This window comes from Sediminibacillus massiliensis, assembly GCF_900156915.1.
Classification (GTDB): Bacteria; Bacillota; Bacilli; order Bacillales; family Amphibacillaceae; genus Sediminibacillus_A; species Sediminibacillus_A massiliensis.
The window spans coordinates 723,658-748,285 of the sequence record NZ_LT732535.1; the positions used below are offsets into that span (position 1 = coordinate 723,658).

Here is a 24,628-nt window from a genome sequence, read left to right on the forward strand (position 1 = left end):
TCACACTACTTTACTTTTGGTTTTTCAAGTCATGGAATTTAGTCATGATGCCTTCTTTAGAAAATAAGTTACGTACAGTATCGCTTGGTTTAGCACCTTTAGACAACCAGTCAAGAGCTTTATCTTCATCTAATTTAACTTCAATCGGATTAGCCACCGGATTGTATGTGCCAATTTGTTCAATCAAACGTCCATCACGAGGAGAACGTGAATCAGCTACGACTACACGATAAAATGGATTTCTTTTGGAACCCATACGCTTTAGGCGAATTTTCACTGCCATATCTTGCACCTCCAAATTTATTAATGCTTTTCACAAGTTTAGATTCTATCAGATATTTTATAGTCTGTAAAGGGTTTTTCCATTACATGAAAGGAAAATTGAATCCTTTACCTTTTTTTCCTTTTTTGCCGCTTTGCATACCTGTCATTTGTTTCATCATTTTCTTCATTTCTTCAAATTGTTTCAACAAGCGGTTGACTTCGGAAACCGAGCGCCCAGATCCTTTGGCGATCCGTTTCTTTCTGCTCGCATTCATGATACCAGGATCCTGACGCTCTTGCTTTGTCATGGATTGGATGATCGCTTCTACGTGGTTGATTTGCTTTTCGTCCAGTTGGACATTCTTCAGACCTTTCATCTTGTTGGCCCCAGGGAGCATGCCAATCAACTCATCAAGCGGTCCCATACTGCGGACTTGATCCATTTGTTCCAGAAAATCGTCAAAAGTGAACGAGGCGGAACGCATCTTTTCTTCCAGTTCTTTTGCTTTGTTTTCATCCACTGTATCCTGTGCTTTCTCGATTAAAGAAAGGACGTCTCCCATCCCGAGGATACGGGAAGCCATACGTTCAGGATGAAAAGCTTCCAATTCGTCGAGTTTTTCCCCCATACCCGCAAATTTTATCGGCTTATCTGTGACTGCTTTGATTGATAGCGCTGCACCACCTCGAGTATCTCCATCCAACTTCGTAAGGACTACTCCAGAGATATCCAGTTGTTCATTAAAACTTTCGGCGACATTAACGGCATCTTGTCCCGTCATTGCGTCCACGACCAAAAAGATTTCATCCGGATTGACATTGGATTTGATTTGCTGCAATTCATCCATCAAATCATTGTCCACGTGCAATCGTCCGGCTGTATCTATTATGACATAATCATTGTGTTCTTCTTTTGCCTGTGCTATCGCCTGATTGGCTATATCCACTGGGTTAGCTTCTGTGCCAAGAGAAAAAACAGGCATGTTCAGTTGTTTGCCCAGGGTTTCCAGTTGGTTGATTGCGGCGGGACGGTATACGTCAGCAGCTACCAGCATCGGTGAACGATTATATTTTTTTCGAAGCAGATTTGCGAGCTTTCCGGTAGTGGTCGTTTTACCTGCCCCTTGAAGACCAACCATCATGATAACAGTCGGTGAACGATCAGCCACTGCTATCTTGCTCTGCTCGCCTCCCATTAGTTCCGCAAGCTCATCGCGTACTACTTTAATAACTTGCTGTCCGGGCGTCAGGCTTTCCATTACTTCCTGGCCAACTGCACGCTCTTTGACACGTTTTACAAAATCTTTGACCACTTTAAAGTTTACATCGGCTTCCAATAAAGCCAGACGAACTTCTCTGGTCATCTCTTTGACATCCTGCTCCGTCACTTTCCCTTTTCCTTTGATTCGCTGGATCGTACTTTGCAGGCGGTCGGATAAACCTTCAAAAGCCATAGAAGGAGCCTCCTAATCTAATTCTTTTAAAGAAATCATAATTTCTTTTAATTTGTTTTTATCTTCTTTTTCCAATGCCTGTTCCATTAATTCAAGTAGATGGTTTCTCCGTTTAAACCTGTCATATAGTTGCAGTTTCTCTTCATAGGCTTCAAGCATTGTTTCAGTCCGTCTAATGTTATCATAAACTGCTTGCCTGGAAACGTTGGATCCCTCTGAAATTTCACCAAGGGAATAATCCTCCAAATAATACATTTCCATATAGCTCCGTTGTTTAGGAGTCAACAACTCTTGATAAAAGTCGAATAAAAAATTTATTCTTGTCGTCTTTTCTAACAAATCGAGCACTCCTTGTTAAGTGAAATGCCTTTACAATGAAATACTATCGGACAGAACAAGGTTCTGTCAAGACGTTTCTTCTTCCACCATATCGGCGAACAATCCGTACACAAAGGCACTTGCATCAAATGTCTGAAGGTCTGTGACTTTCTCGCCGAGCCCTACAAACTTAACCGGAATCTCCAGTTCGTTACGTATAGCCAGCACAATTCCCCCCTTGGCCGTTCCATCCAGTTTAGTCAGAACGATCCCGGTCACATCGGTTGCTTCTGAGAATGTTTTAGCTTGATTCATTGCATTCTGCCCGGTAGTTGCATCCAACACCAACAGCACTTCATGTGGAGCATCCGGTATTTCTCTTGCAATCACCTTTTTGACTTTAGCCAGTTCATTCATCAGGTTAACTTTATTTTGCAACCTGCCTGCCGTGTCGCAAAGCAGTACATCGGCCCCTCTTGACCTTGCTGCCTGAATGCCGTCAAAGATAACGGCAGCAGGGTCGCTTCCGGCATTGTGTTTAATGACTTCTACGCCTGTGCGTTCGCCCCACACCTCAAGTTGTTCTATCGCTCCTGCACGGAAAGTATCACCGGCCGCCAAGACGACTTTCTTGCCTTCTTCCTTCAGTTTATGGGCCATTTTGCCAATAGTCGTTGTTTTCCCAACACCGTTGACACCGACGAAAAGGATGACAGAAAGACTGTCCTCTTGTAAATGGAGCTGTTCTATTTCCTCGTCTTCTCCATCATAATAGATTTCGACAAGTTTTTCCGAGATAACTTCTTTGACTTCTTGTGAATCCTTTATGTTCCTTCTTTTCACTTCCATCTTTAATTCATCAATCAAATCCATGACGGTCTGGACTCCGACATCGGCTGAAATTAATATTTCTTCCAAGTCTTCGAAAAAATCTTCATCGACTTTCCTGTATCGTGCTACCAAATCATTGATCTTACTGGAAAAGGAATTCCGGGTTTTAGAAAGTCCTTCTTTATATTTATCCGGATTAGATTCAGCAGGAGGAGTATCTCCTGTAAACTTTTCCTTCAACTTCTTAAAAAAACTCATCGAATCATCCTCTATCAATATATTTTGAACCAAAAGCGTGACGGCCGCTTCAGTTTTACGCGTTAACCAACTCTGCCGTTTCTTCCAGTCTTACCGAAACAAGTCTCGACACGCCGGATTCCTGCATAGTTACCCCATAAAGAACGTCCGCTTCTTCCATTGTACCCTTTCTATGCGTGATGACAATAAATTGCGTTTTTTCACTGAATTCCTTCAGATACCGGGCAAATCTAGTGACATTTGCATCATCCAATGCAGCTTCAACTTCATCCAGTACACAGAACGGCACCGGTCTTACCCTCAGTATGGCAAACAACAAGGCAATAGCCGTCAATGCCCGCTCTCCGCCAGAAAGCAGACCAAGATGCTGAAGTTTTTTTCCAGGCGGCCTCGCGACGATTTCCACTCCGGTATCCAACAGATTGTCCGGATCTGTCAACTTCAATTCTGCCTGACCTCCACCAAACAAGGAACGGAAAACGAGGGAAAACTCTTCTTTTATTTGAGAAAAAGTAGAATCAAATCGCCTGATCATCTCTTCATCCATCTCGGAAATGACAGTGTGCAAAGTATCTTTGGCTTGTACAAGGTCTGTCTGTTGATCAGTCAAAAAGCGGTACCGCTCTTCAATCCGGTCATATTCTTCTATTGCTCCAAGGTTAACTGTCCCCAATTCATCAATAGAAATTTTTATCAGCTTGACAGACTTTCGGGCTTGTTCTATGTTGTCTGTCTTCTCGAATGACTGTTTAGCTTTCTCAAAAGTGATCGCATATTCGGTTTGTAAATGATTCAACCTGTTTTCCAGTTCTACATCAAGCCTGTTGGTTTTCACTTCTATATCTTGAATGTGAGTATTCAAGGATTGGTGTTGTCTGCTGTATTCTTTCAATTCGCGTTCCGCGTCGCTGATTCGTTCGGTTCGATTCACCCGTTCTTGCCTGCGTAGTTGGATCAACCTTGCTACCTTTTCTTTTTGTTCCTTCTTCTCAGTTAATTTTTCTTCGATTTCTTCTTCCGTTTCAATATTGTACTGGACCTCATATAACTGTTCCAGTTGTTGGTTATTGTACTCAAGAGATTGTTTCAATTCCGCCAGCTGGCTTTGTATTCCGGAACACTTTTCTTTTTGGCTTTTAAGCTGGGCATCCTGTTCTGCTAACGTTACCTGATGTTGATGCAATTTCCCCTGCAGTATTTCCCTGTTCCGGTGATAGTCGTTTTGTTGCTCTGTTAGTTGATCGATCGACTGTTGGATCTCCGCCAACTCTGATTCCAGTATCGAAAGCTCTCCGGATAATTCGTCATCTCTTTCCTTAAGGCTTTCCTGATCTGATGCATACTGATTGTTGTCCTGGTCGAACAACTTTAGATTTTCATTAAAATGATTCAATTTGAGTTCTATTTCTTTCAAATTGGTTTTTATGTCCTGTTCTGACTGTCTTATTTCTGCCAATTCCAGCCGCTTGTTTTCCAGCTCTTCTTCTCGGTTTTGAATGGATAGCTTATGACTTTGCACTTTTCTTTCAAATTCTACCGCCTTGGTCTCAAAGTCATTTAATTTGATAATGATGTCTTGCAGATCTTTTTCACGCGTGAACAATGACTGGTTTGATTTTTTTTGTGCACCGCCTGTCATCGAGCCTCCAGGATTAACTACATCTCCTTCCATCGTAACTACGCGGAATCTTCGTTGAAGCCTTACTGCCAGATCATTGGCATCTTTCAGCGTGTTGGCAATTACTGTATTGCCCAACAGATTCTTTACAACAAAATCAAATTTTCCCTCGTTGCTGACCAAATCCGAACCAATCCCTATGAAGCCTGGATGGTCTTTTATGCCGGCGAGTAAATCCGTCGGAATCTGCTTAGGCTTTATAGCAGTCATTGGCAGGAAAGTAGCCCTCCCTTTGTTATTGCGTTTCAGCCAATTTATCGCTGTCCTTGCTGCAGGTTCATCCTTAACGACTATTTGCTGGGCTTGACCGCCGAGTGCCGTCTCGATTGCCGTAATATAATCGGCTGGAACGTCTATCAACTCAATTACTGCACCTTCGATGTCTTTCAGTTGGCGATCTTCCCTGGCTTTCAAAATTTCTTTCACACCTTGAAAGAATCCCTGGAAACCTTCTTTTAAATCCTCCAGCATTTCTTTCTTGGATTTTAGTTTTTCAATATATTGATAACCTTGGTAAAGCTTCGTTTGAAGTTCCTGATATTGTTCCTTATCTGTATCCAGTTTATCTTTTAATTTATCAAATTCAGAGCCGGCCTGCTCACTCTTCTTCATTTGTTCTTGATGTTCCGTCTGAAGTTGCTTCAACTGTTCATCCAGGCGCTTTCTTTCTTCTACCATCCCTTGGAATTTATCCTGCTGGCTGTTCTTTTTCAGGCCAATTTGGTTTAGCTGTCTTTCGATGGACTGCCTCTCGTTTCTCTTTGCAGCCTGCCTGTTCAAGCGTTCTATATACTCACTTTTCAATTCTTCAATTTGGTCTTCTATATTCTCTTTCGAAGTAGACAACTGGCCTGATATTTGTTTTATAGTTTTCCTTGTTTGTGATTTATTCATTTCTAACTCGGCAAGTCGCTTTTCTTCTTCTTTCAGTAATGTTTCCAAGCTATTGGTTTTTTCGACCAATTGTTCGTTTTCTTGCTCTAACTTCGAACGGTTGTCCTCCTGATGTTTGGATCTTTCATTGATAAGCTGTTTCTTTCCCTCAAGTTTTTCGAGGTCTTTAGTCAAGACAAGCAGTGATTCCTGCAAAGTTTCAATCGAGTCATCCAGTGCTTGTATTTCGCTTCTTTGTTCTTCCAATCCGGCTTCTTTGCTCCGTATTGTAGTTTGTAATTCCAATTCTTTTTCTTTTTGTTTTTCCAAATCGGCAAGCAATTTCTTCCAATTGCCATGAAGCTGTTCAATTTCTGCAATTAATAAAGAAATTTCAATCTCTTTCAATTGATCTTTTTTTTCCAAATAATCTTTGGCGACAGCCGCTTGTTCTTTTAATGGCTCAAGCTGGCCTTCGATTTCATAGATAATGTCTTCAATCCTGTTTAAGTTTTCCTGGGTTTCCGCCAATTTGTATTCGGCCTTTTTCTTCCGTTGCTTGTATTTCAACACTCCGGCAGCTTCTTCAAAAATCGAGCGTCGTTCTTCGGCTTTTGAACTGAGTATTTCTTCCACTTTCCCCTGGCTAATAATGGAAAAGGCTTCCCTGCCTAATCCAGAATCCATAAATAAATCGACGATATCCTTTAAGCGGCAAGATTGCTTATTAATAAGAAACTCGCTTTCTCCAGAGCGATAAACCCTTCTTGTCACGCTGACTTCGCTGAAATCCAACGGAAGCGCCTGATCGCTGTTATCCAAGGTCAAAGTTACTTCTGCGACGTTTAAAGGTTTCCTTGAGTCACTTCCTTGAAAGATAATATCTTCCATCTTTGAGCCTCTCAGCGATTTGGCAGATTGTTCTCCCAACACCCACCGGATGGCATCGGTTATATTGCTTTTTCCACTACCGTTTGGACCGACCACCGCTGTTACACCCGGTACGAAATCCACTGAAACCCGTTCAGCAAAGGATTTAAATCCAACAGTATCCAATCTTTTAAGGAACATAATCATTCTCCTATTACTTATAAATATAACGAATACAGGGAGGTTTCGGTTTCCACTGTATAAAATGAATGGTATCTGGCTGCGACAGGAAAGCTATCTCGCTATCTGCATCCAGCTTGATATATGTATGATTTCAAAGAAAAAAGTGAAGTTTTTAATAAAAGTCAGTTTTCATTTGCAATTCAACTTATTTATTTTATCATAAACGTCAAAAATTCGATACGTGCAGGAAAACCGCCATTTCAAGGCTTTTCTTTAACACCCTTATCCAATAAAACCTATCAAAAACGATACAAAGAATAAATCATGTGACCTTTGGTGTGACCGGGTCACATTTTTACTCCATACACCTCACACAACAGCCCTAACTCCTTTCCCAACTGCTTAATCTTCGGAATCCTGCTCTCCATATCCACCACCCATATAATAGTAGGAAAGTGTCCGTATTGTTTCTGGAAAGCACCTGTTTCCTTTAACTTGGCATAGTCCTCCATCTTCTTTTTGTTCTTATACCATCGTTGGGTACGATCCACCTCTAAAATTTTATACGTCATGCCAGATTGAAACACCGCATCCGGCAATACCTTTACGCCTTTCACTTTGATTTCTGTTTCCGGAAACCATTTGTCCGGCCGATATTTGATATAGACATCGTTTCTGATTATCCGGTGTTCCACATTCCCCCATTTCAACAAAGTACCTTCGCCTAACAGATTGATTCCTTTCTGATTAAGTTTATATATCCGCCCATTTGAGCGTTCCAGATAGTCCGTGTATGGCTTTAAATCCTGCATGAGATAGTTAGTATTCCGAACGCTCCCCGTGTCGTGTAGGTGCTGTATTTGCCTTCTATTAAGCATCCCCAATCGGGATAAACTCAATAGTATTTTCTCCTGTTTCTGCTTCATCCGGTGTAACGTCCTTTCTTGCTCCTTTCATGTAATCGACAAGCAAATCGTTCATCGTTTTGTCGCTGATATACGGTACTTGCATCTCTAAAAGATTCGGTCCTTGCACCAACATACACCGTCCCCTTATGTCCGGGAGTTCCGCAGCATGACCGTTTTCCTCTCCCAACACCACAGCACTGGCGTATTTATTTTGGATTCGGAAGCACATTTTTGCATCGGAATTTTGTTTTACATCCCTTGGCATTGTTTTCGAGACTGGATACTGGGTGCAAAAGATTAAACGGACACCTAAACCGCCAGCTATACATGCAATCAACTCTAGCATTTCTTGGCAAAACATTTTGTCTTTGTCGTGCCTGTTTTGGGGAACCAGTCTATTTGCTTCATCCACTATGACAAATATTCGCTTGTTATCATTCGTTTCCGTAATGTTTGTGTATCCACATGCACCAAAAGCTTGCATCATCTTCACAATGCGTTTCCTCAAGTCCTCCAACATATCAGCAGCTTCTTTGGGATTTCCAGCAACTTGTGTTACTTGCTTCAACTTTTCATATTTGCCAAACTCCAATTTTTCCTTTAGATCAATAATGTAAAACTCTACATCATGTGGATTGGATAAGATAAGAGAAGTCATCAACCCTTTCAAATTGACTGTCTTGCCATATCTGGTAGTACCACCCACCACCATATGCGGTATCTGGTCAAAGTCATGCCAGACCAACCCTTTATGTGTCTTTCCTATCGGGATATTCCATTTATTCTTTAGTAACGGTACAACTTCTTTGTATTCCCACTTCTTTGGTAAATCCGTTTCATAAACGTACAAGTGTAACATCCCCCCATCAAATTCTACTTCCACATTCTTATGCAGACCGTCTTTGAATACGCCGATATTCTTGTTCAGGTGCTGCAACTGCTTATAAGGCAATCCCAACGGCAGACGGTACACATATTCGGTTCCATTCTCCATTTTGGCTTTACGAATAAATTGGCACTTCTTCACGTTGCCATTTAACCCTTTGACGTGTGTTCCGGTGTACTCAAATATCTTCTCAATCTTATTTTTATCGGACATGTTTTCGGTTCTTATGGACGACAAAAGCCCGGCTGACAGAAGAAGTGAANACAATATTGCGACACAGTGAAGGCGCTCACTCCGAGCGTCTTTTTTATGGAGAAAAACGAGGGTGGGGTTAGCACCCTCTCCCACCCGGACAGGGTCTATTCCGGGCGGTAATAACAAATACGACATCAAGAGAGAAAATTCCTGCTTTAGTTTTAAAATTCTCAGGGGGTCGAGAACAGTAAACCTCCCTTACAAAGGAGGCTAGAGAGTGGGTGAACAGCAGGTGCAACTCATCGAAAAGAATGTTGCCAATAACACAGATGACATTCGTGAGTTAAAAGAGAAGGTGGAAAAATTGCGGTCAGATGTTACAGACTTACGGTCATCAAGTCAACTTATGCAGCAGTCCCAAACACACTTAATGGAGAATATAAGCGAGTTGAAAACTGGCTTGAAGGCTCTTGGTGATAAGTGGGAGGAGAAGTGGGAGAAAGAGAAGGAAGATGAAGCAAAGCGATACGAACAAGAACGGCGAGACCAACGCAACAGATGGTGGGGTCTTGCTTTTTTATTGATCGGAGCCATGCTTCTTATGCAGTTAGGACTTAAATAGGAGGTAGATAACAATGGAAGAAGTATTAGCCTTTGCAACCCTATTGCTCCCCATCGTATTGGCATTGGTGGAGCTAATCAAAAGAACCGTGAATATGCCGAAAGCAATCGTCCCTGCCGTATCCTTTGCGGTGGGGATTTTAGTTGGAGCCATAGCCTATCCATTTTCCGATATGGAGCTTGTATTGAGGTTATGGGCCGGAGGATTTGCCGGGTTATCCGGTACAGGATTGTTTGAGTTAGTTAAGTCAAGACCAGGCACGACAAAATAAGGAGGAGATAACATGGTTAAAATCATCAAAAAGTATATCCCTACGTTTTACCGTTCGTTACGCCCGGCATACAGCATGAATCCAGAGTATATCACCATTCACAATACAGCCAATGCATCAAAGGGAGCCAATGCAGAAATGCACTCTCGTTATCTATTGAATGGCGGTGGTGGTCGTGGTGCATCCTGGCATTTTACAGTGGATGACAAAGAGATATATCAGCACTTACCGACTAATGAAAATGGCTGGCATGCCGGCGACGGGGCAAACGGGTCCGGTAACAGGAAATCAATCGGTATCGAGATATGCGAAAATGCAGACGGTGACTTTGAAAAGGCTGTTGCTAATGCACAATGGTTGGTGCGGAAATTGCTAGACGATCATGACCTTAGCATTGACCGTGTTGTACCTCATAAGCATTGGTCAGGGAAAAACTGTCCAAGAAAACTGCTTAGTCGGTTTGATGATTTCAAAGATGGTGTATTCAAATCAGCAAGCAAGGAAACACAAGTCAAATCTGCCACTACTGAATCCGTATCTGTATCAACTGTTTCAACGTCCGACAAAGGTAAACGGGTAGAGTCCATTTACAGAGGTTCAGAAGGAATAAACTTCTACAAGGAACCATCCTTTGATAACCCAGTCGGTTCATTCAGTTATGGTATGGGATGGACTATTAGAAAGAAAATCAAAGTTGGCAAGAGTGAAATGTATGAAGTGGAGAACTCAAAAGGCGCTGTTTACTACATTACAGCGAGAGAAGACCTTGTGAAAGTAGCGGATAACAAGCCTAACTTCACCGTTCCGACCGTAAACCTTGTATATGGCTCCAAAGGAAAGCAAGTCGGTTATCTGCAAGAGATATTGAAGTATTACGGCTTTTATAAAGGGGCGCTAGATAACTCCTACGGTCCTTTAATGGTAGCAGCGGTCAAAGCCTTTCAACGGGATCGTGGCATACTTGTTGATGGAAAAGCGGGACCGCAAACACGTAAGGAAATTAGTAAGGTAGCGTAAAGGTAAAAGCCCCACTTTATTCGGTGGGGCTAATCCTTTCAAACCTGTATCCGCATGTATGTTTTCTTGTTCCGTTCAATACTTTATATACATTAGCGTTTTGGACTTTCAACTCTTTGCAAGCTTCTCTGATTGAAGAGAATACTTTCACTTCGCCATCCTCAGAGAAACTTTTAATAGGTCTCATTCGTTTTTGTGCGTAGACCTGTTCTTTTCTTGATGCAAACACACAAGTATCTTTAGAGTATAACATTCCGTCACCTATAATATCTTTATCGAGAGTGTACTCGAACGGGTCCACTAAAAATTTATCGTAGTTTTTAAGTTTCTTTATATCGTTCTCGAATTTCCTGAAATGAAGCCAATCTTCATGCACTTTTACCCCTTTGCCACCGTACCATTTATATGCACTGAATCGCTTTGAGTAACATCTTTCTAGCATATGACTCCATGATTTATACACTTTTAAGTTATTCTTTTTAGCCCCTTTGTACGAATACCCGACACCGTAAACGGTAGGGACTCCATAGTCTTTAAAATTCCCTTTAACCAGATTCCCAACTTCGAAAACATCAGAATATCCTGATTCGAGGAAACGGGCGATCACATGCGTATTGCTGAACTTCGGAAACCCAACCACCACAGCTTCTCTTCCCTCTTTATTTACAAACGTTTTACCTAAATATTTGTCTCGCATCATTCTCCTCCTGGAAAAGTATTTACGATACAACCAAAAATAATTATTCAATTATTGTTTACGCCTCTGTTTGGTCGGATTACGACTTAACTCTTTTACCTTTTTTGAACCATTTTGACCATATACCAAAGCCGCGCTCTGTTCTTCTGCTATTGTTAGAACTATTCCCATGACTAGCAACGAATCCCGTTTCCTCTAAGCATTCCTCGCATACATCTAACGTGCAATAAACAAAATCTTTAGCGCCTTGTTCGATTTTCATTTTGGCATGAAAAAGGTTGTTATCTTGTGTTTCCTTATCGCAAACATCGCAATAGTGAATAGTTTTACTTGCCATTTATTTCATCCTTTCTTTGTCGCATTTTGGGTCTACTCTTCGGTAGTTTCTTCGTACATATCACTCACCTTCACATCAAGCAGCTTCTCTAACCGCAATATATAGTAAACAGAAGGAGTGGATTCAGCGACTCCATCTTTATCATTGTTGCACCATCTATTCACTTGCGCTTGGGTAGCGCCGATATTGTCAGCAACCCATTTTTTTCGTATTCCTTTAGATTCCAATACTTCACCTAATTTAGATCGTACTTTCTTCTTCAATTCCGCAACCTCCAATTATATGTTCCACCTCCTTCTATTATTACCTTAATTTTATTATAAATCAAATTACACAATAATGCAAACTAAATTACATAATTGTGTAAACAACCAAGCCCACCCTGCATACATTGTTATCAAGATAGGATTTACCAACTATCCAGAAAGGAGATAACCGTGAAAATCAAAGGGAAAGGCGCATCCATCCGTAAATCGAATCTCGTCAATAAGAGTGTCAGCTTTAACCGGATGGATAGACATCAGCGAGAGTTACACGAATGGGCGAATAAACATCAGCCAAGAAAGCAAGTATATCGCCTTTCGCTTCCGGCACACCTTCTAATACGGTAAGTACCAATAAAACGCCGTATTGTTGCTCTGTGACACCTTCAGGTACTTCCAAGTTAACTAGCTTTTGCTTTACGTTTGCTTTGCTTAATATTGACATGATCGTGATTAAGTCCATTGATTTAATATTCCGCATAATTACCTCCTAATAATAAAAAAGAAGAGGGTTGCCCCTCTCCTTATGTTGTGGTTTCTTTTGGCCAGTACACTTGATACGCGACTTTTCCAGATTCAATATCTTCAAAGTCTGCGTGTGCATGGAATACGATTGGAACAACAGCTTCCCCATCATCCTCTGTACTCATGGTGAAACCTTCGGCGGATAGAGCGTTTTTAAGCAAAATGACTACAGGCCTATCGTTACCGCTTAAGCGCCCTACAAAAGCAATATTATCCAGATAATCTCCATCTTCAATGTTGGAACGGCCTGTGACAATATCAAAGTTTGAATCGGTATCATCTATATCAGCAGGACCAATGGCGTTTTTTATGTTCTGGGCTGTAAGTTCTTTCAAGTTTACGGTCAATTGCGCTTCATGAGAGTTGACGAATTTCAAACCTCGGATACGGGTTTTTACTCCGTCCAACTCCGGCTGCCGTGTTTCGATTTCCACTTGAAATTCATTACCGCCACTAGTAGCGCCCAATACTTCTCCTGTGAAGTCTCCAGTTGTATCGTCATATGTTAAATTTTTATAGATTGCCCCGGCATCCAATAACATGCGCTCGGGCGTGTTCTGTGTCACTCCTACTGGATTAACAGCCATTTCATTACCTCCTATACGTCAATAATGTGGTGGTCACATCATAACGTTTGATTAATTCATCTGGATCGGGAACGTAACCGACACTTGGACGAGTAGCCACAATCAAGTTGTGTTCATCCAGCAAGCGAAAGTCCAAAAGAGATTGCCTGACTTGCTCGGCTATTTCCACCACCGTTCCATGTGATGTGCCTTCCCCTTTATCCCAACAGCTTATTTCCAACGTGTAGTCATCTCTTCCGCTTTCTGTCGGGTCCACAGGGAATAGTTTATAAACAACATAGGGGAAAGCTCCATTTTGCGAAGCTCTCCCCTGATAAGTCTTATAAGAATGTGCGTTATCAATCACTTGGTATATCGCAGTCATGATATGCTTCATAACTTGTAATTCCTTTCAGCAACCTGTCTCAAATTGCCAAGGTTGTTCATGATGCCAGGCCGGAGATACTCTTTGCCTTGGATATTTGATGTCGATTTTTCCAAATAGATAGGATATTCTTCGCTTGTCAATTTAGAACCAACGTAAACCCCTGTCTCATCCACTTGATGGTCAATGCTTCCCAATAAGTTACCCTCGTCTATTAAGTTCTTAGCTTGGATGACTTGCTTTACATGAGTTGCTCCGGCCATACCCACTGCTTTCAGCATCATTTTGTTGGCATTATCCATGGCTTGAATCACTTGTTTACGGTTAGAAGTGTATTTAACCAACTGTATCACCCGTATATTCCAAACTTATTTCCAGTTGTCGGTTGAGGTTGTTTGGATTATCGACATTGTTGATTTGGTATATCTTATCACCAATAATCATCCTGTCCGTTTCCTTTACATCGACTATTTCAAAGATGATGAATATATGGGAGGATACTACACCAAGTTTTTCATTGGCCAACACTTCATCGGCACTCAACTGATCCAGTGTGCCTTCCAATTCCAAATGAGTATCCCATTCGTGCGTTTCTCCCCCCATACCATCATCAACAGTAGTGTAACGTTCAACTATAGCTCTCACCATCTCAGCCGCCTTCTGAGCCCTCTTAACACATTGCTAGGGTAATTGTCTGCATATCCTACAGAATGGCGTGACAGGCTTTCTGATGTGATTCCTGCTTTGGAGTTTAATTGGAATTCAATCATTTTGATAAGATTCAACTCATATTCCGGCGGTATTTCTTTAATCCCGCAGTATCCTTTGATGTGATTCTCGACAACCGGAATCAATTCGGCTATTTGTTCCTCTTTATTCTTTAAACCAAGAGAAGATTGCACTTGACTAACTGTTACCACGCAATCACCCCTCTAATTCTTTAATTAGCTGCGCTTTAGTCATGGTGGAATAACCATCAATGCCTTCATCCTTCGCCAGCTTTTTAAGTTCCGGAACAGTTTTATCATTTAGCGTTTCTTGCTCCTTGGATTGTTCTTCTGTTTCCGTCCTCTGGCCTTCCGATTGCGCTTCAGTCTCATGTCCTTCTTGGTTCCCCGATTCGGTTTTGGCATTTGCTTCACGCTCCCTTTTTTCTTTTTCTAACAGATAAAAGGTTGTAGCTCCCATTGTTCCACCTCCATATAAAAAAGAGCCGGGTTATCCCAGCTCTTAGCCATTTGTTACAAGTTGGACGACACGAACTTTCTTCTTGTCATAAACACGATCATAGTTAGCAGCAGCTTCCATTTCTGCAAGTGTAGGCATTTGGCCAGTAACATTGTTTTCAGTCCAACGGAATCCACGAGGGTGCATGATGAATTTCTGACGGTTGATTAGAATATCTTCACCTTTCAAGCTGTTACGATCTGTTTCAGTAGGCACTTTTGGAGAACCTGCTACATAACCAACAGCACCGGAAGCGAACAAGTAAGAAGTGTATTTCTTACCGCTTGTAGTACCATCGATTACAGGAAGATTGTCATCAACAATCAACGTTTTCCCTTGGTACGTACCGAAACCAATGTCGATTTGATTCTCTGGAAGATATTCAACCAATTGCGCTTTTTGCAAGTTAGCATGAACACGGGAATGTACAGCAATAGCCGTGAATTTGTTTTTGGCATCTCCAAGTAATTGAGCGCCATCAATGAAAACATCACCGCTTGCTGTCTCGCCAGTTCCACTCTCATCAGAAACATCTAAGATAAGGTCGCCATCATCATTAGCAGCGTTATCCGCAAATACACCGTTAAGCATACGGATAAGCATGTTTTGTTGGGAACGTGTCCAATAGTCGGCTGTACGGTCTGCAATAGCTTGCATAGGGTTAGAACCCGCTAACTCTGCTGCTATGTCCTCGGAACTCCATGCTTTACCAAATGTAAATACCCTCGCAACGTCTTTCCCTGCATTGATTTTCTCTGGAGTCAATGCATAATCAGACTGAATCGCTTCCGGATCACCGTCAAGGTCGTTCCAGAAAGGCATATTTACACTATCTCCACCATTTGGCACAGTTAAATTCGGCACGCTTGACATGATTCCAGAACGAACCAAAGCGCTGCGCTCCTCAATTGTGTTAATTACATATGGGTTAAATACCTCTGGAATAATTACGTCTGATACTCTTGTTACTGCCATTTAAAATCTCTCCTTTTATAGTCCATAAATTGCAGGATTTCCCCCTGCTTGGCTTATTAATTGTTTTGCTTTTTCCGGGTCATCACGGATGATTTTTCCTTGTTCGGTAAGGTTGAGGTTTTCCTTAGAGAAAGGATTCTTTACAGCACCGCCACCGTCTGGATTCTGCGGCGTGTGTGGTTGCCTTCCCTTCGGTGTTTCTTCCTCACCAAATAAATAAGGCGATTCTTCTTGGACCTTTTTGAGTTGTTCTTCCAGTCCAATAAGATTATCACCATCTAAACTAATTTTCTCTGCATCAATTAAAGCTTTTACAGCCTTGTTGTTCTTGGCTTTCGCATCTTTCAAAGCCAATTCCAATTTAGCTTCTTTGCGTTCTTCCAACAGCTTACCTTCCCACTGTTTAGCATCTTCTTCATTTGCTTTTTGTAGGTCAGCAATCTTTTGCTGCATTTCCTCGTTCCCCTTGGCTTTTTCCTTCAATTCGTCAAGCTGCGTATCACGGTCTTGTATTTGCTGCTTATAATTCTCGATTTGGCTTTCCAGTGTATCCACTTTATCAGCCTTATCTTTGATGTCATTGACCGTTTTGCCATGTTCGATCATGATTTTGTTGATTACTTCCTCTTCTAACTCTAATTCTTTAAGAAATTCACGTTTCATATTTATCTCTCCTTACATTTGTTAACGAAGTATAGTCTCCGGTAGGATAGCCATTTAACGCATGACTGCGGACATAATAAATAGACAGTTTAATGACATATCCAGGTCAAGCTAGATAACCGACTAGCAAACGGAGATAAGATGGACCACCCTAGCCTTTCCCCCATATCGGGATAAACGTTTAAACATGTGACCACATCCTTTATTAAGTTTCTTCTCCCCCCACAGTTAAGAGAAAATCAAAGAATAACTCTGCCAAAACTTCTAATTCTTCTTCGCTTGGTGAATATCCCTGTTCAATAAGTCCACGAAACAAATAATTCTCAATATCCTTATTGGTGAAATACACTTCTTCATCCATCCAAGCACCTTCTTCCCAACAAAAAAGACACCCTGTTATGAGGATGTCTTATTGTTATATTTAGCTTGTAATTTCACTTGCTTCTTCATTCGCTTATCAGCCTTGGCATCGGTTACGACTCCCCAACTATGAATGACGGCCGGAATCCACAGTAACAAACACAACAGGATATTGATTAATCCTTGAATGGGCTTTCCATAAAGAAACACTGGTACTGGCGGTAAGAAAATACATAATAATCTCATGAAACCACTCCTCAAATTTGGATAATATTGTCTATATTCTATAGTATACCGAAAAATCCTTCTTAGAAGTGGCTTATTTCGACTTTTCTTGCAAATAACCTTTTATATCATACTCTCTTCCTAGTATTCGTTGAAGTTCAAACCGGATAAACTGCTTCGTATGTTTATTCGTATTGGGGTGATTATAGATATTCCTGACCATTTCCATACATTGTTTAGGCAAATGCCCGTTAATCACATCTATTTTCATAGCATCACTCCTTTTTATTAGAGTATGCTTCTTAGGCTCGTTTGTAAACGTGGCTTATTTCGACAGGTTGGATTTGAAATCGTCATAGGAATCATAACTGACATTCTGCACGGCGCTTGCATTGCTTTCAAATCCGTCCGGTACTTCCAACATGTCACAACGGCAATTAATTACGTTGTCTGCACTACCGGATGGGTCGCCAGGATACATCAACTCTTCCCCGTCCACTTCAAATGGTTCATCAATATATCTTTCTTGGCCATCTGCCTCTGAGTGAGCCTCTCTTGTTCTATCCTGTTGTGCAGCTATCCATACCTTCTTCAATCTCAATCCAGCCTCGGATGCTTTTACCATGCCATCATGCCGTGATTGTTCTCTTACTCTATGGTTTTCTGTTCGGGCAATGGTGAGAGCCTTGCTTGCCCCTACATCCATTCTCTCTTTGATTCGTTTGGCTGTACTTCGGAAAGACTCCCCTTGTATTAACCCTTGTGCTAAGTTTTCTCTTAATTGCCTGGTTAGTCGCTGCTGATTATCCCGGTTGCGTTCCAAGAAACCGATACGATCTAACGGATTTTCGATAGCCCTCTCTATTTCATCTTTATCCAAGAGCGCAAAGCCTAAGTCTGCGTTTACTGCATCGGATAAGATGTAAGCTGTTTGGTAATAGCCCTCTTCATAAATGTGCCGCTGGCTTTTCTTCAGCGTTTGGGCGTTCTTACCCGTGAGCTTGCCTATCTCCTTGGCAATTTCTTTTTCCAGTTTAGAAAGGCGATTGTATTTCTGCATCTCATACCAATCACCGTCATATTCCTGGTATATCTTCGCAATCTTGGACCGTAGTTCTTTCAAGGATATTTGGTAATTGCGAATAAGCTCTCGTTCAAACTCCCTTTCCAGGTTATCCAACCGTTTAGCAGCTTGACGTTGTTTCTTATTCATCTTCCTCTACTTCCTCATTATCGAGGTCAATCATGCCTTCGTTCTCTTCTTCTCGCCTAGCCATTTCCACCTGTGCATCCGTAACCATCGGATGGTTCTCCATCTTCGTCCGAACAGACAACTCCGGACTCTTCATAAGCATGTCAACTTGTTCTGCTTCATTCATTAACATCGCTTTGTTAAACGTAAACGTGATGTCCTTGTGGTCAAAGTTCCCTTGATTGGTTTCTCCAAGATATTCACATACAAACCACATGAATTGCCTTAACCCTTTGGCAAACTTTCTTTCCAGGACATTGGCTTTCATATCGAGTAAGGAGAATAAGAACTTGAGCGCAATACCTGATGGGCTGTTACCGAACTTATCGGTATTCGTATTAACTCCTTGTCCGAATTGGTATATGTCTCCCACAATACGATCTAAGAACTTCTCAATGCTGTCCACCGGAACTTCTGCCTTGACGGTTTCGATACCGCCTTCCGCATCAACAGCAGCACCCTTATATCGTTTCAGATTGGTTACTGCTTGGTCCATATCAGTACCGGAGTATCCTCTAAGCACATAAAAAATCTCTTGAATGTCCTCAAGAGTGTTGGTAGTATCGCTTGTTAAGTTGTCGTAAGCATCTATAAAGTCCTTGTAAAAGGTTAAATCTCCAACTTTTTTACTGTTGTTAGCAAACTCAACGAATGGAACCTTACCCCATCCGAAGCCGTTTTCCCCTTTATACCAATGAGACTGTGGATTCACTTCAATAGAAGCATCCAATTCGATGTTTCCATGTACCATTTCATAAAAGGTAACCATTTCGGTATCCCACAACTCAATCTTTAGTGTGCCGTCATCCAGTTCATACACCCTGATGCCGTTTATGAGATTCTTTCGCTTGGTATTGTCGTAAATCGGTATAAACTCTTGTGCCGGGATGATGATGTAATCAAAGTTTCCTTCTTCATCAATGTAAGGATGCAGCCATTCCACCCCTTTATTGGATGCAGCAGTCACCAATTCCGGTAATGTATCGTCAAACTCATCTCCCAATGTATCAAGGATAACTTCTATATCCTGGTCGGTCTTGCTGCCTATCGTAACGGGATCACCTACAAGATAAGAGGTTTTCTGGTCAACCAACAGCTTATGCCAGCCGGATGCCAGCTTGTTGTTGGTTGCTTCATAGTCAGGATGCTTAACGCCGTCATTGTCATATTTGTAAATAATGCGCTCTGTGATGTCGTTTTCCTTGTAATAATACTTTATCCCTTCAAGCATGTCTGTCGTGTCGTGTTCGTCTATATATGCCTTTAGGATATCCGTTATTCGGGGAGAGTTTTCTTCTATGGCTTGGATTAACTCTTCTGTGTGAGTGGGTTCATTAGGGTACATGTTTTCACCTGCCTTTAGTTTACGAATGTCATTGTCGGTTTCATGTAATGGGAACCACCATATCTAAGAGCTGCCATGGCATCATCAAAGATATTTACTGGTTCATCCAGATATATATTTAACTTTTCATCCTTGCGCCATTTCCATTGATGTATCTCTTTGATGGTATTCACGCACCTTGGATGAATATGGATTGTGCGTTGCTTTAACCAGTCAATTTGTGCGTTCACACTACCTTGACCCTTTTTAACGGGGTAAGCTCTATATCCTGCTTTTTTCCACATTTTTATACGGTCTGGTTCAGCAGAATCGCAGGGCATTTGCAACCGTTTATTCAATCCTCTTTCATTTGCAATCTTGATTAATTCGTCTGTGTCTTTTTCATACTCGTATATTTCATCACACACAAAAATATCCCCATCTTTATATCCAAGATCGAGGATTGCATTAGCGTGATTATAACCAAAGTCTTGCGAATATATCTTACTATCGAATCTTGATAAGTCTGATTCAAACTCATGGATTTTAATGTTGGTCAGGATTAATCCACCAACTTCTCCCCATTCTCCAAGACCGTATATCCGGTAACCTTCCGGGTCTTGCTCTTTCCTTCGTTCCATCCGTCTATGATAAGCTTCGTCAATGAAGCGATTATTCAAATAAGTGGAATGATGGGTGAATATATCATCGTCTTTATAGTCGAAGTATTTCTTCTTAATCCAATGCTGTGCAGATACAGGGTTAAACGTCATGGTGATTTGATAATAAAGATTCGGATTCTCCAGTATCCCACGCAGACGGTCATCCAGTATATCCACATCTGCTTCATATAGCTCGGTAGCTTCTTCAATCCATATCCAAGTCAATTTACCATTCGGGAAGTTGATAGACTTTAGTTTCTCCCTGTCTTTCTCATGCTGCACACCACGGAATATAACTTCATTCCCTGTAACCAATGATTTCAATGTCATGGCGCTTTCGTTCACATACCAGTAATTATCTGCCTTATCCCCGTATATCTTGTTGATAGCACCTTTTAGCTCGGAGAAGGTGGAATGTCTGTTAGATACATCCACTTTACGAACGCACAATAAGTTAGCGCCTTTATACTTTGGATCGGATAGCTTGATAATGAAATCCTGGGCCACATTCACCGATTTACCAGAACCGGCAGACCCTTTCATGATGCGGTAACGTTTCTTGGATTGGTTAGCTTCTTTGAATGACTTATTAAATCCGACTTTAACCTTCGTCATCGTCGCCATAATCAACCACCACGTTTAACCCTAAATCTCCCTCATGCTTAATGTCCTGTTTATCTCTCCACACATCCGGCTTTCGATTCTTCAACCAGAATATTTGAGCTGTCGTGTTCGGTTTCTCGTACTTCTCAACGTCTACCACATCACCTTTATTCGTGACTGTCTGTTCTTGGTATCGGAACCCTAATGCAGATTGAAGCAGAGCATTTTCTACTTGTCGGTCGACAACCTCTTTGCCCTTTTTTAAGGCATCATTAAATTCTTTCTTTTCTCGTTTCCATTTGTAGAACACATCATGACTCACACCTAACATTTCCATCATGTCTTTATCGGTATGTCCATCTCTCGCCCATCCTTCAACAAGCAAGAGTTTATCATCCATCTCTAATTCTTCCCATCTGGATTTTCTACCCGCCATATCCTTATAAGCCTCCCTCCCACCTTATAGGTAACTGGTTATTCGTTTATGATTTACACTTTCCTGAATATTTTTTGATCGGGGTCAATATATTCAATTGCCTTTTCAGCGAACTCTCTACCGTCTAATGTTACTTGTATTTCGGGTGAATCTTTCCTTGTATATTTATCTGTCCATATGACCGAATCACAATTAGGGCTTGTATCATAATCAGGCAAGGCTTCTTTCACTTCTTTGATTCTCTTATCCAGTTCCTTGATATGCTTGCCGTTCCTTTTCAATTCGTCCAATAAGTCTCTCCTGTGTTTATCGGCCCAGTTTTTATCTGTTTCCAATCTTTCTAATTCATTCCGGAGCACTCTGTTTATATGGTTCATTCCATCCCCTCCAGGTTATTGATATGATTCGTTTATATAGTCAATGGGTTGTTTTTCTTTTGCGCTTGAAATAATGTCATCTCTCAAAGCGTTGTATAACTTTTCTAAGCTATCATAGCCGTGAGCTTTGTATATCATCTCCAAATCAGTCATTGCTCGACACCCTCATCGCACAAATAAAACAGATTCAATTCATCATCATTTATCGCAAGGAGTATTTTATCTTCTTCACCGTAGAAAATAGTCTTTCCCTCCGCAAATGCAATGTAATTAACACCAGATACCTCGTGTATCCCTAATTCTTTTATGACTACTGCATAATTCATGTTATCTCTCCCTTCATTATATAGACTCTCTCCTGCACCACCGTACTCACATTCCCCGCCTGATCGGTTATCTCCGCCTCAAAAGTGAAGTTACCATGTTTCCCTTCCGTATCAGCAGGAACAATCTTCACCACAAAGTCATTCGTGTTTATCGTAGCCGTGTTTCTTTCTATGTCATCCAGTCTCCACTTTACCGTAGCACCGGATAAATCGACCGGGTTTCCGTTTTCCGTTACAGGAATTGTAATGTTCAGCGTATCTCCTGCATACATCGTTATCATTGAATCACGCCCTTTACCGTGACGTTTAGTTTTCTTTCTCCGGGGATGGTTACGTTCAATCGCCTTTCCCCTGCCACATACACATTGAGGTTTCTTTCTCCCTCCAGCCGTATGCGCCTGACTATCGACTTATCTTCATCGTAGAAGGTTTGCCTTGTATCGTATTCGTAGCTAACAGGATTATATAACTCCTGGAGCGTGTCTATTGTCTCCTGCCTGTCTGCATAGATGACAAGGTTAATATCTCCTTCTGCTGTGGTTGCCTTATATATCGCCTGTTCCAAGTCTGCCAGGGTTTCTTGATTGGTGTACCATGCTTGCTTTGTATCGTATATATGTTCCTTCTCCGCATAAAGAGAAAGGGATAAGTCATAGTTCCATGTCCTTACGATGCTGTCACTGTATATTTCTTGGAAGGTATCGTATAGGTTCGTTACGGTTTCATAGATGATTTGCGCTGTATTGTAGGATTGGCTTATATCCTGATACATGTCGATTTTGGCATCAAAGGAGTTTATCACTTCTTCATAGATGGATTGCTTCATGTCGTAACTGTTTGTGCGTTCTGCATACAGACGGTTTTCTATGTCGTATGTGTAAGATACTTCCTCGCCTGTCGGTTCTTCTCCTCCACCGTCATCTACCCATGTACCGCCGTATAAGGTAGCATGGTTACCGTTTCCTGATTGGTCTTGTACGGTTCCGGTGGACATGTCGTAATGGGCGACTAAAGAACCGGAATTGTCATAGACTTTGACACCCCAAATTTTACCATTCATAAAATACGGGTTAACGGGGTGTGAAAATATAGTACCTGGACCTGTATAATCAATCCAACCCACTAATTTTAGAGTTACTCTATTTAAGGGTGTAACTTCTGCTCTTTCTACACCATCCACCAAAAAAGTGTTTGCGTTTTCCTTTGTATCTCCATCTTGTCTGTAAAATTGTGCAGTTGTTCCGGTATCCCCTCCATAATCAGCATAATCATGACGGCCTGATTCATTAGAATCAGATATTTCTATGTCCATCACGATATCCTTGAGAGTCATAGAAGGAAGAGAAAGCTTATCATCCACACCATCCATTTGAAGGTACATTTTAATTCACCTTCTTCTCATACTTCTCGGCTATTTTACAAGGTTTCTTCTCCTTCTCGTCATGGGTGCAGTCATGCCAATCAATTTCCCCTGATAATTCATCGACTTTCTTTTTCATGTCGGAGAAGAGGTTATTCTTATCGGTTTCCGTGTTCACCCATGCTTCAAAGTTGAAAGAAGGCTCTGCTGTTTCATCCCCTGTAAAGTCCTGTGTATCTAATTTCCATAGTTCATATTTGTTGATACTCTTGACGATGCTATCCTTATCCGCCTGTGTTTTCGCCTTCAATCTGCCACGGATGGATTTCTTCATCAGACAGCAAACTCCGTACCTGTGACAGATAACTTAATATCCGTCTTGTTTTGCGTATCGGATACGCTCGGAGTGGTGACTCTTACATAAAAAGCATGTGCGCTTGTATCGGATATGTCAGCAGGACTGATGGATGAAGAAAAATTCGTCCCATCTAAGGATAATTCAATCCAGGATGATTCGTCTGTATCTGTCGTGTCCTCTGGTGTTATCGTGATGCTTTCATACCGTTTTGTGCTGTCATCGTTGAATAGGTATGCTTGGATGGTTTCGGAGCTTCCGCTAATCGGGTGTTGCGTTTGGATCGGGTTGCTCCCATCATCTGATACTACATCCGTTAACCCTGAATCTTTCGCTATTCTAAGCATCGTTTCCCCTCCTCTGATGGAGAATTTGATTATATAAGGCTTTCTTGTAGCATCCCATTCCATATGTGCATACTCGCTTGTAGCCTTTACGCAGGAATGGGCAGTTTTTGCATAGTTGCTCGTATTCGTTTTCTCGTAGTTTCATTTTCATCATCCGTTCAAATTAAAAACCACCTACCCGATCCAGAGTCAGGTAAGTGGTTGGGATTGAGTTGCCTTCTACAACTCCCGTTTGCTAAGATTGTTGTGAAATCAATATATCGTATAAACTTTCTATACTACCATGATATTATAATTTTACAATACTTTCTGTGTTATCAATGTGCGTTCTTTGATAATTTGACCATTTTTTTCTGATGTAATCATGCGTGTAACCAAGCTCGTCTGCTATTTCTTGATGTGTTTTCTCTTCAACAATCCGTTTATATGCTATTTTGTATTCCAGTCCATCTAAGGCATGTATAAGTTTATCCATTTTCTTTTTTGCGCTCTCGTAGCTTTCTAATTGCTCGTATAGTTTGTTGAGAGAAGTTAGTTTCTTTTGAGCCTGGATTAATGCTGTTTCCGTTCCGTATTTGAAGGAGCCCTTACTAGCGAGAGGTATTCCATCAATGTTTTCGTCATGGAATTTAATTCCGAACCAATATTCCAATTCCCATTCCGTAAATTTAATCTGTTCTTTGATTAGTTCAATCTCTACTGTTATATCAGAATAGTTCTTCATTATTTCCATGT

Annotated in this window: 37 protein-coding genes; 3 read left to right on the forward strand and 34 right to left on the reverse strand. The window is 41.3% G+C overall.

From position 1 onward, the window contains the following. Positions 1-10 precede the first annotated feature (10 nt). The 7 genes from rpsP to CZ434_RS04420 all read right to left on the reverse strand — a co-directional run bounded on the left by rpsP (position 11) and on the right by CZ434_RS04420 (position 8,736). On the reverse strand, positions 11-283 hold the full coding sequence (gene rpsP, locus CZ434_RS04385) for a 30S ribosomal protein S16 (protein ID WP_077621988.1): 273 nt from the start codon (positions 281-283) through the stop codon (positions 11-13). An 82-nt stretch (positions 284-365) separates the two neighbouring features. Further along, positions 366-1,718 (reverse strand): signal recognition particle protein, encoded by a 1,353-nt coding sequence (ffh, locus tag CZ434_RS04390; RefSeq protein ID WP_077621989.1) that lies wholly within the window; start codon positions 1,716-1,718, stop codon positions 366-368. 12 nt (positions 1,719-1,730) lie between these two features. Beyond that, the gene (locus tag CZ434_RS04395; RefSeq protein ID WP_077621990.1) at positions 1,731-2,057 is read right to left on the reverse strand and encodes a putative DNA-binding protein; all 327 of its coding nucleotides are present in this window, start codon (positions 2,055-2,057) and stop codon (positions 1,731-1,733) included. A gap of 66 nt (positions 2,058-2,123) precedes the next feature. After that, positions 2,124-3,125 carry a signal recognition particle-docking protein FtsY gene (gene ftsY / locus CZ434_RS04400; RefSeq protein WP_077621991.1) on the reverse strand — a complete coding sequence of 334 codons (1,002 nt, stop codon included), beginning with the start codon at positions 3,123-3,125 and terminating at the stop codon, positions 2,124-2,126. Between the two features lie 55 nt (positions 3,126-3,180). After that, positions 3,181-6,747, reverse strand: coding sequence for a chromosome segregation protein SMC (gene smc, locus CZ434_RS04405; protein WP_077621992.1), 3,567 nt, complete (start codon positions 6,745-6,747; stop codon positions 3,181-3,183). Between the two features lie 329 nt (positions 6,748-7,076). After that, the gene (locus CZ434_RS04415) at positions 7,077-7,628 is read right to left on the reverse strand and encodes a replication-relaxation family protein (protein WP_179107128.1); all 552 of its coding nucleotides are present in this window, start codon (positions 7,626-7,628) and stop codon (positions 7,077-7,079) included. Continuing rightward, on the reverse strand, positions 7,600-8,736 hold the full coding sequence (locus CZ434_RS04420) for an FtsK/SpoIIIE domain-containing protein (RefSeq protein ID WP_179107168.1): 1,137 nt from the start codon (positions 8,734-8,736) through the stop codon (positions 7,600-7,602). Before CZ434_RS04420 ends, CZ434_RS04415 begins: the two co-directional genes overlap by 29 nt. Before the next feature lie 259 nt (positions 8,737-8,995). Here CZ434_RS04420 and CZ434_RS04425 point away from each other — a divergent pair, with 259 nt between their 5' ends. The 3 genes from CZ434_RS04425 to CZ434_RS04435 are packed head-to-tail and all read left to right on the forward strand — an operon-like array spanning position 8,996 to position 10,628. Further along, complete coding sequence (locus CZ434_RS04425) at positions 8,996-9,340, forward strand: hypothetical protein (protein ID WP_077621572.1); 345 nt, start codon at positions 8,996-8,998, stop codon at positions 9,338-9,340. 13 nt (positions 9,341-9,353) lie between these two features. Next, entirely contained in the window at positions 9,354-9,611 is a 258-nt protein-coding gene (locus tag CZ434_RS04430; RefSeq protein ID WP_077621573.1) for a holin, read from the forward strand. Between the two features lie 12 nt (positions 9,612-9,623). After that, positions 9,624-10,628, forward strand: a complete 1,005-nt coding sequence (locus CZ434_RS04435) for a peptidoglycan recognition protein family protein (RefSeq protein ID WP_077621995.1) — start codon at positions 9,624-9,626, stop codon at positions 10,626-10,628. Between the two features lie 16 nt (positions 10,629-10,644). Here the strand turns inward: CZ434_RS04435 and CZ434_RS04440 are convergent, their stop codons facing one another. From CZ434_RS04440 to CZ434_RS04550, 27 genes are all read right to left on the reverse strand, one after another. Next, positions 10,645-11,325: a hypothetical protein gene (locus tag CZ434_RS04440; RefSeq protein WP_077621996.1), complete on the reverse strand. Its 681-nt coding sequence runs from the start codon at positions 11,323-11,325 to the stop codon at positions 10,645-10,647. A 79-nt stretch (positions 11,326-11,404) separates the two neighbouring features. Continuing rightward, on the reverse strand, positions 11,405-11,662 hold the full coding sequence (locus CZ434_RS04445; RefSeq protein ID WP_077621997.1) for a hypothetical protein: 258 nt from the start codon (positions 11,660-11,662) through the stop codon (positions 11,405-11,407). 32 nt (positions 11,663-11,694) lie between these two features. Continuing rightward, on the reverse strand, positions 11,695-11,925 hold the full coding sequence (locus tag CZ434_RS04450; RefSeq protein ID WP_143262117.1) for a helix-turn-helix transcriptional regulator: 231 nt from the start codon (positions 11,923-11,925) through the stop codon (positions 11,695-11,697). Between the two features lie 238 nt (positions 11,926-12,163). Beyond that, on the reverse strand, positions 12,164-12,406 hold the full coding sequence (locus tag CZ434_RS04455; RefSeq protein WP_077621999.1) for a hypothetical protein: 243 nt from the start codon (positions 12,404-12,406) through the stop codon (positions 12,164-12,166). Between the two features lie 43 nt (positions 12,407-12,449). Further along, complete coding sequence (locus CZ434_RS04460; RefSeq protein WP_077622000.1) at positions 12,450-13,037, reverse strand: hypothetical protein; 588 nt, start codon at positions 13,035-13,037, stop codon at positions 12,450-12,452. Positions 13,038-13,041: 4 nt separating this feature from the next. Further along, positions 13,042-13,413: a tail completion protein gp17 gene (gene gp17 / locus CZ434_RS04465; protein ID WP_077622001.1), complete on the reverse strand. Its 372-nt coding sequence runs from the start codon at positions 13,411-13,413 to the stop codon at positions 13,042-13,044. Further along, positions 13,410-13,745, reverse strand: coding sequence for a hypothetical protein (locus CZ434_RS04470; protein WP_077622002.1), 336 nt, complete (start codon positions 13,743-13,745; stop codon positions 13,410-13,412). The genes gp17 and CZ434_RS04470 overlap by 4 nt, the downstream gene beginning before the upstream one ends. Then, positions 13,738-14,046 (reverse strand): phage head closure protein, encoded by a 309-nt coding sequence (locus tag CZ434_RS04475; RefSeq protein WP_179107169.1) that lies wholly within the window; start codon positions 14,044-14,046, stop codon positions 13,738-13,740. The genes CZ434_RS04470 and CZ434_RS04475 overlap by 8 nt, the downstream gene beginning before the upstream one ends. Continuing rightward, positions 14,043-14,321, reverse strand: a complete 279-nt coding sequence (locus CZ434_RS04480) for a phage head-tail connector protein (protein WP_077622004.1) — start codon at positions 14,319-14,321, stop codon at positions 14,043-14,045. Before CZ434_RS04480 ends, CZ434_RS04475 begins: the two co-directional genes overlap by 4 nt. Before the next feature lie 4 nt (positions 14,322-14,325). Then, positions 14,326-14,589, reverse strand: a complete 264-nt coding sequence (locus tag CZ434_RS04485; protein ID WP_077622005.1) for a Rho termination factor N-terminal domain-containing protein — start codon at positions 14,587-14,589, stop codon at positions 14,326-14,328. A gap of 42 nt (positions 14,590-14,631) precedes the next feature. Beyond that, the gene (locus CZ434_RS04490) at positions 14,632-15,603 is read right to left on the reverse strand and encodes a major capsid protein (protein ID WP_077622006.1); all 972 of its coding nucleotides are present in this window, start codon (positions 15,601-15,603) and stop codon (positions 14,632-14,634) included. Between the two features lie 15 nt (positions 15,604-15,618). Beyond that, positions 15,619-16,266 carry a phage scaffolding protein gene (locus tag CZ434_RS04495; protein WP_077622007.1) on the reverse strand — a complete coding sequence of 216 codons (648 nt, stop codon included), beginning with the start codon at positions 16,264-16,266 and terminating at the stop codon, positions 15,619-15,621. A 205-nt stretch (positions 16,267-16,471) separates the two neighbouring features. Then, entirely contained in the window at positions 16,472-16,627 is a 156-nt protein-coding gene (locus CZ434_RS21705; protein ID WP_095742893.1) for a YozD family protein, read from the reverse strand. A gap of 35 nt (positions 16,628-16,662) precedes the next feature. Beyond that, entirely contained in the window at positions 16,663-16,872 is a 210-nt protein-coding gene (locus tag CZ434_RS04500; protein ID WP_077622008.1) for a YqaE/Pmp3 family membrane protein, read from the reverse strand. A 73-nt stretch (positions 16,873-16,945) separates the two neighbouring features. Further along, positions 16,946-17,122 carry a hypothetical protein gene (locus CZ434_RS21925; RefSeq protein WP_179107170.1) on the reverse strand — a complete coding sequence of 59 codons (177 nt, stop codon included), beginning with the start codon at positions 17,120-17,122 and terminating at the stop codon, positions 16,946-16,948. A 54-nt stretch (positions 17,123-17,176) separates the two neighbouring features. Then, positions 17,177-18,064 carry a phage head morphogenesis protein gene (locus tag CZ434_RS04505; protein ID WP_077622009.1) on the reverse strand — a complete coding sequence of 296 codons (888 nt, stop codon included), beginning with the start codon at positions 18,062-18,064 and terminating at the stop codon, positions 17,177-17,179. Continuing rightward, positions 18,057-19,448, reverse strand: coding sequence for a phage portal protein (locus CZ434_RS04510; protein ID WP_077622010.1), 1,392 nt, complete (start codon positions 19,446-19,448; stop codon positions 18,057-18,059). The genes CZ434_RS04505 and CZ434_RS04510 overlap by 8 nt, the downstream gene beginning before the upstream one ends. A 14-nt stretch (positions 19,449-19,462) precedes the next feature. Continuing rightward, complete coding sequence (locus CZ434_RS04515) at positions 19,463-20,713, reverse strand: PBSX family phage terminase large subunit (RefSeq protein WP_077622011.1); 1,251 nt, start codon at positions 20,711-20,713, stop codon at positions 19,463-19,465. Then, a complete protein-coding gene (locus CZ434_RS04520; RefSeq protein WP_077622012.1) occupies positions 20,691-21,128 on the reverse strand; it encodes a hypothetical protein in 438 nt (145 codons plus the stop codon). The genes CZ434_RS04515 and CZ434_RS04520 overlap by 23 nt, the downstream gene beginning before the upstream one ends. Before the next feature lie 53 nt (positions 21,129-21,181). Further along, positions 21,182-21,505: a hypothetical protein gene (locus CZ434_RS04525; protein WP_077622013.1), complete on the reverse strand. Its 324-nt coding sequence runs from the start codon at positions 21,503-21,505 to the stop codon at positions 21,182-21,184. Between the two features lie 15 nt (positions 21,506-21,520). Next, positions 21,521-21,658 carry a hypothetical protein gene (locus CZ434_RS21930; protein ID WP_179107171.1) on the reverse strand — a complete coding sequence of 46 codons (138 nt, stop codon included), beginning with the start codon at positions 21,656-21,658 and terminating at the stop codon, positions 21,521-21,523. After that, on the reverse strand, positions 21,655-21,831 hold the full coding sequence (locus CZ434_RS21935; protein WP_179107172.1) for a hypothetical protein: 177 nt from the start codon (positions 21,829-21,831) through the stop codon (positions 21,655-21,657). The genes CZ434_RS21930 and CZ434_RS21935 overlap by 4 nt, the downstream gene beginning before the upstream one ends. Further along, positions 21,828-22,112: a hypothetical protein gene (locus CZ434_RS04530; protein ID WP_077622014.1), complete on the reverse strand. Its 285-nt coding sequence runs from the start codon at positions 22,110-22,112 to the stop codon at positions 21,828-21,830. The genes CZ434_RS21935 and CZ434_RS04530 overlap by 4 nt, the downstream gene beginning before the upstream one ends. Then, on the reverse strand, positions 22,109-23,212 hold the full coding sequence (locus CZ434_RS04535) for a hypothetical protein (RefSeq protein WP_077622015.1): 1,104 nt from the start codon (positions 23,210-23,212) through the stop codon (positions 22,109-22,111). Before CZ434_RS04535 ends, CZ434_RS04530 begins: the two co-directional genes overlap by 4 nt. 1 nt (position 23,213) lies before the next feature. Continuing rightward, entirely contained in the window at positions 23,214-23,525 is a 312-nt protein-coding gene (locus tag CZ434_RS04540; RefSeq protein ID WP_077622016.1) for a hypothetical protein, read from the reverse strand. Continuing rightward, the gene (locus CZ434_RS04545) at positions 23,525-23,893 is read right to left on the reverse strand and encodes a hypothetical protein (protein WP_077622017.1); all 369 of its coding nucleotides are present in this window, start codon (positions 23,891-23,893) and stop codon (positions 23,525-23,527) included. The genes CZ434_RS04540 and CZ434_RS04545 overlap by 1 nt, the downstream gene beginning before the upstream one ends. Positions 23,894-24,182: 289 nt before the next feature. After that, entirely contained in the window at positions 24,183-24,626 is a 444-nt protein-coding gene (locus CZ434_RS04550; RefSeq protein ID WP_077622018.1) for a hypothetical protein, read from the reverse strand. Between the last annotated feature and the right edge of the window lie 2 nt (positions 24,627-24,628).

Excerpts from the sequence above, each read along its gene's own strand:
- CZ434_RS04490 (WP_077622006.1), bottom strand. The coding sequence starts at position 15,603 with ATGGCAGTAACAAGAGTATCAGACGTAATTATTCCAGAGGTATTTAAC.
- rpsP (WP_077621988.1), bottom strand. The coding sequence starts at position 283 with ATGGCAGTGAAAATTCGCCTAAAGCGTATGGGTTCCAAAAGAAATCCA.
- CZ434_RS04485 (WP_077622005.1), bottom strand. The coding sequence starts at position 14,589 with ATGGGAGCTACAACCTTTTATCTGTTAGAAAAAGAAAAAAGGGAGCGT.
- CZ434_RS04515 (WP_077622011.1), bottom strand. The coding sequence starts at position 20,713 with ATGGCGACGATGACGAAGGTTAAAGTCGGATTTAATAAGTCATTCAAA.
- CZ434_RS04550 (WP_077622018.1), bottom strand. The coding sequence starts at position 24,626 with ATGGAAATAATGAAGAACTATTCTGATATAACAGTAGAGATTGAACTA.
- CZ434_RS04460 (WP_077622000.1), bottom strand. The coding sequence starts at position 13,037 with ATGGCTGTTAATCCAGTAGGAGTGACACAGAACACGCCCGAGCGCATG.
- CZ434_RS04445 (WP_077621997.1), bottom strand. The coding sequence starts at position 11,662 with ATGGCAAGTAAAACTATTCACTATTGCGATGTTTGCGATAAGGAAACA.
- CZ434_RS04525 (WP_077622013.1), bottom strand. The coding sequence starts at position 21,505 with ATGAACCATATAAACAGAGTGCTCCGGAATGAATTAGAAAGATTGGAA.
- CZ434_RS04455 (WP_077621999.1), bottom strand. The coding sequence starts at position 12,406 with ATGCGGAATATTAAATCAATGGACTTAATCACGATCATGTCAATATTA.
- CZ434_RS21930 (WP_179107171.1), bottom strand. The coding sequence starts at position 21,658 with ATGACTGATTTGGAGATGATATACAAAGCTCACGGCTATGATAGCTTA.
- CZ434_RS21925 (WP_179107170.1), bottom strand. The coding sequence starts at position 17,122 with ATGAAAATAGATGTGATTAACGGGCATTTGCCTAAACAATGTATGGAA.
- CZ434_RS21705 (WP_095742893.1), bottom strand. The coding sequence starts at position 16,627 with ATGGATGAAGAAGTGTATTTCACCAATAAGGATATTGAGAATTATTTG.
- CZ434_RS04430 (WP_077621573.1), top strand. The coding sequence starts at position 9,354 with ATGGAAGAAGTATTAGCCTTTGCAACCCTATTGCTCCCCATCGTATTG.
- CZ434_RS04435 (WP_077621995.1), top strand. The coding sequence starts at position 9,624 with ATGGTTAAAATCATCAAAAAGTATATCCCTACGTTTTACCGTTCGTTA.
- CZ434_RS04505 (WP_077622009.1), bottom strand. The coding sequence starts at position 18,064 with ATGAATAAGAAACAACGTCAAGCTGCTAAACGGTTGGATAACCTGGAA.
- CZ434_RS04545 (WP_077622017.1), bottom strand. The coding sequence starts at position 23,893 with ATGCTTAGAATAGCGAAAGATTCAGGGTTAACGGATGTAGTATCAGAT.
- CZ434_RS04500 (WP_077622008.1), bottom strand. The coding sequence starts at position 16,872 with ATGAGATTATTATGTATTTTCTTACCGCCAGTACCAGTGTTTCTTTAT.
- CZ434_RS04535 (WP_077622015.1), bottom strand. The coding sequence starts at position 23,212 with ATGTACCTTCAAATGGATGGTGTGGATGATAAGCTTTCTCTTCCTTCT.
- CZ434_RS04440 (WP_077621996.1), bottom strand. The coding sequence starts at position 11,325 with ATGCGAGACAAATATTTAGGTAAAACGTTTGTAAATAAAGAGGGAAGA.
- CZ434_RS04420 (WP_179107168.1), bottom strand. The coding sequence starts at position 8,736 with ATGTCCGATAAAAATAAGATTGAGAAGATATTTGAGTACACCGGAACA.
- gp17 (WP_077622001.1), bottom strand. The coding sequence starts at position 13,413 with ATGAAGCATATCATGACTGCGATATACCAAGTGATTGATAACGCACAT.
- CZ434_RS04530 (WP_077622014.1), bottom strand. The coding sequence starts at position 22,112 with ATGATAACGATGTATGCAGGAGATACGCTGAACATTACAATTCCTGTA.
- smc (WP_077621992.1), bottom strand. The coding sequence starts at position 6,747 with ATGTTCCTTAAAAGATTGGATACTGTTGGATTTAAATCCTTTGCTGAA.
- CZ434_RS21935 (WP_179107172.1), bottom strand. The coding sequence starts at position 21,831 with ATGAATTATGCAGTAGTCATAAAAGAATTAGGGATACACGAGGTATCT.
- CZ434_RS04540 (WP_077622016.1), bottom strand. The coding sequence starts at position 23,525 with ATGAAGAAATCCATCCGTGGCAGATTGAAGGCGAAAACACAGGCGGAT.
- CZ434_RS04520 (WP_077622012.1), bottom strand. The coding sequence starts at position 21,128 with ATGGCGGGTAGAAAATCCAGATGGGAAGAATTAGAGATGGATGATAAA.
- ffh (WP_077621989.1), bottom strand. The coding sequence starts at position 1,718 with ATGGCTTTTGAAGGTTTATCCGACCGCCTGCAAAGTACGATCCAGCGA.
- CZ434_RS04510 (WP_077622010.1), bottom strand. The coding sequence starts at position 19,448 with ATGTACCCTAATGAACCCACTCACACAGAAGAGTTAATCCAAGCCATA.
- ftsY (WP_077621991.1), bottom strand. The coding sequence starts at position 3,125 with ATGAGTTTTTTTAAGAAGTTGAAGGAAAAGTTTACAGGAGATACTCCT.
- CZ434_RS04495 (WP_077622007.1), bottom strand. The coding sequence starts at position 16,266 with ATGAAACGTGAATTTCTTAAAGAATTAGAGTTAGAAGAGGAAGTAATC.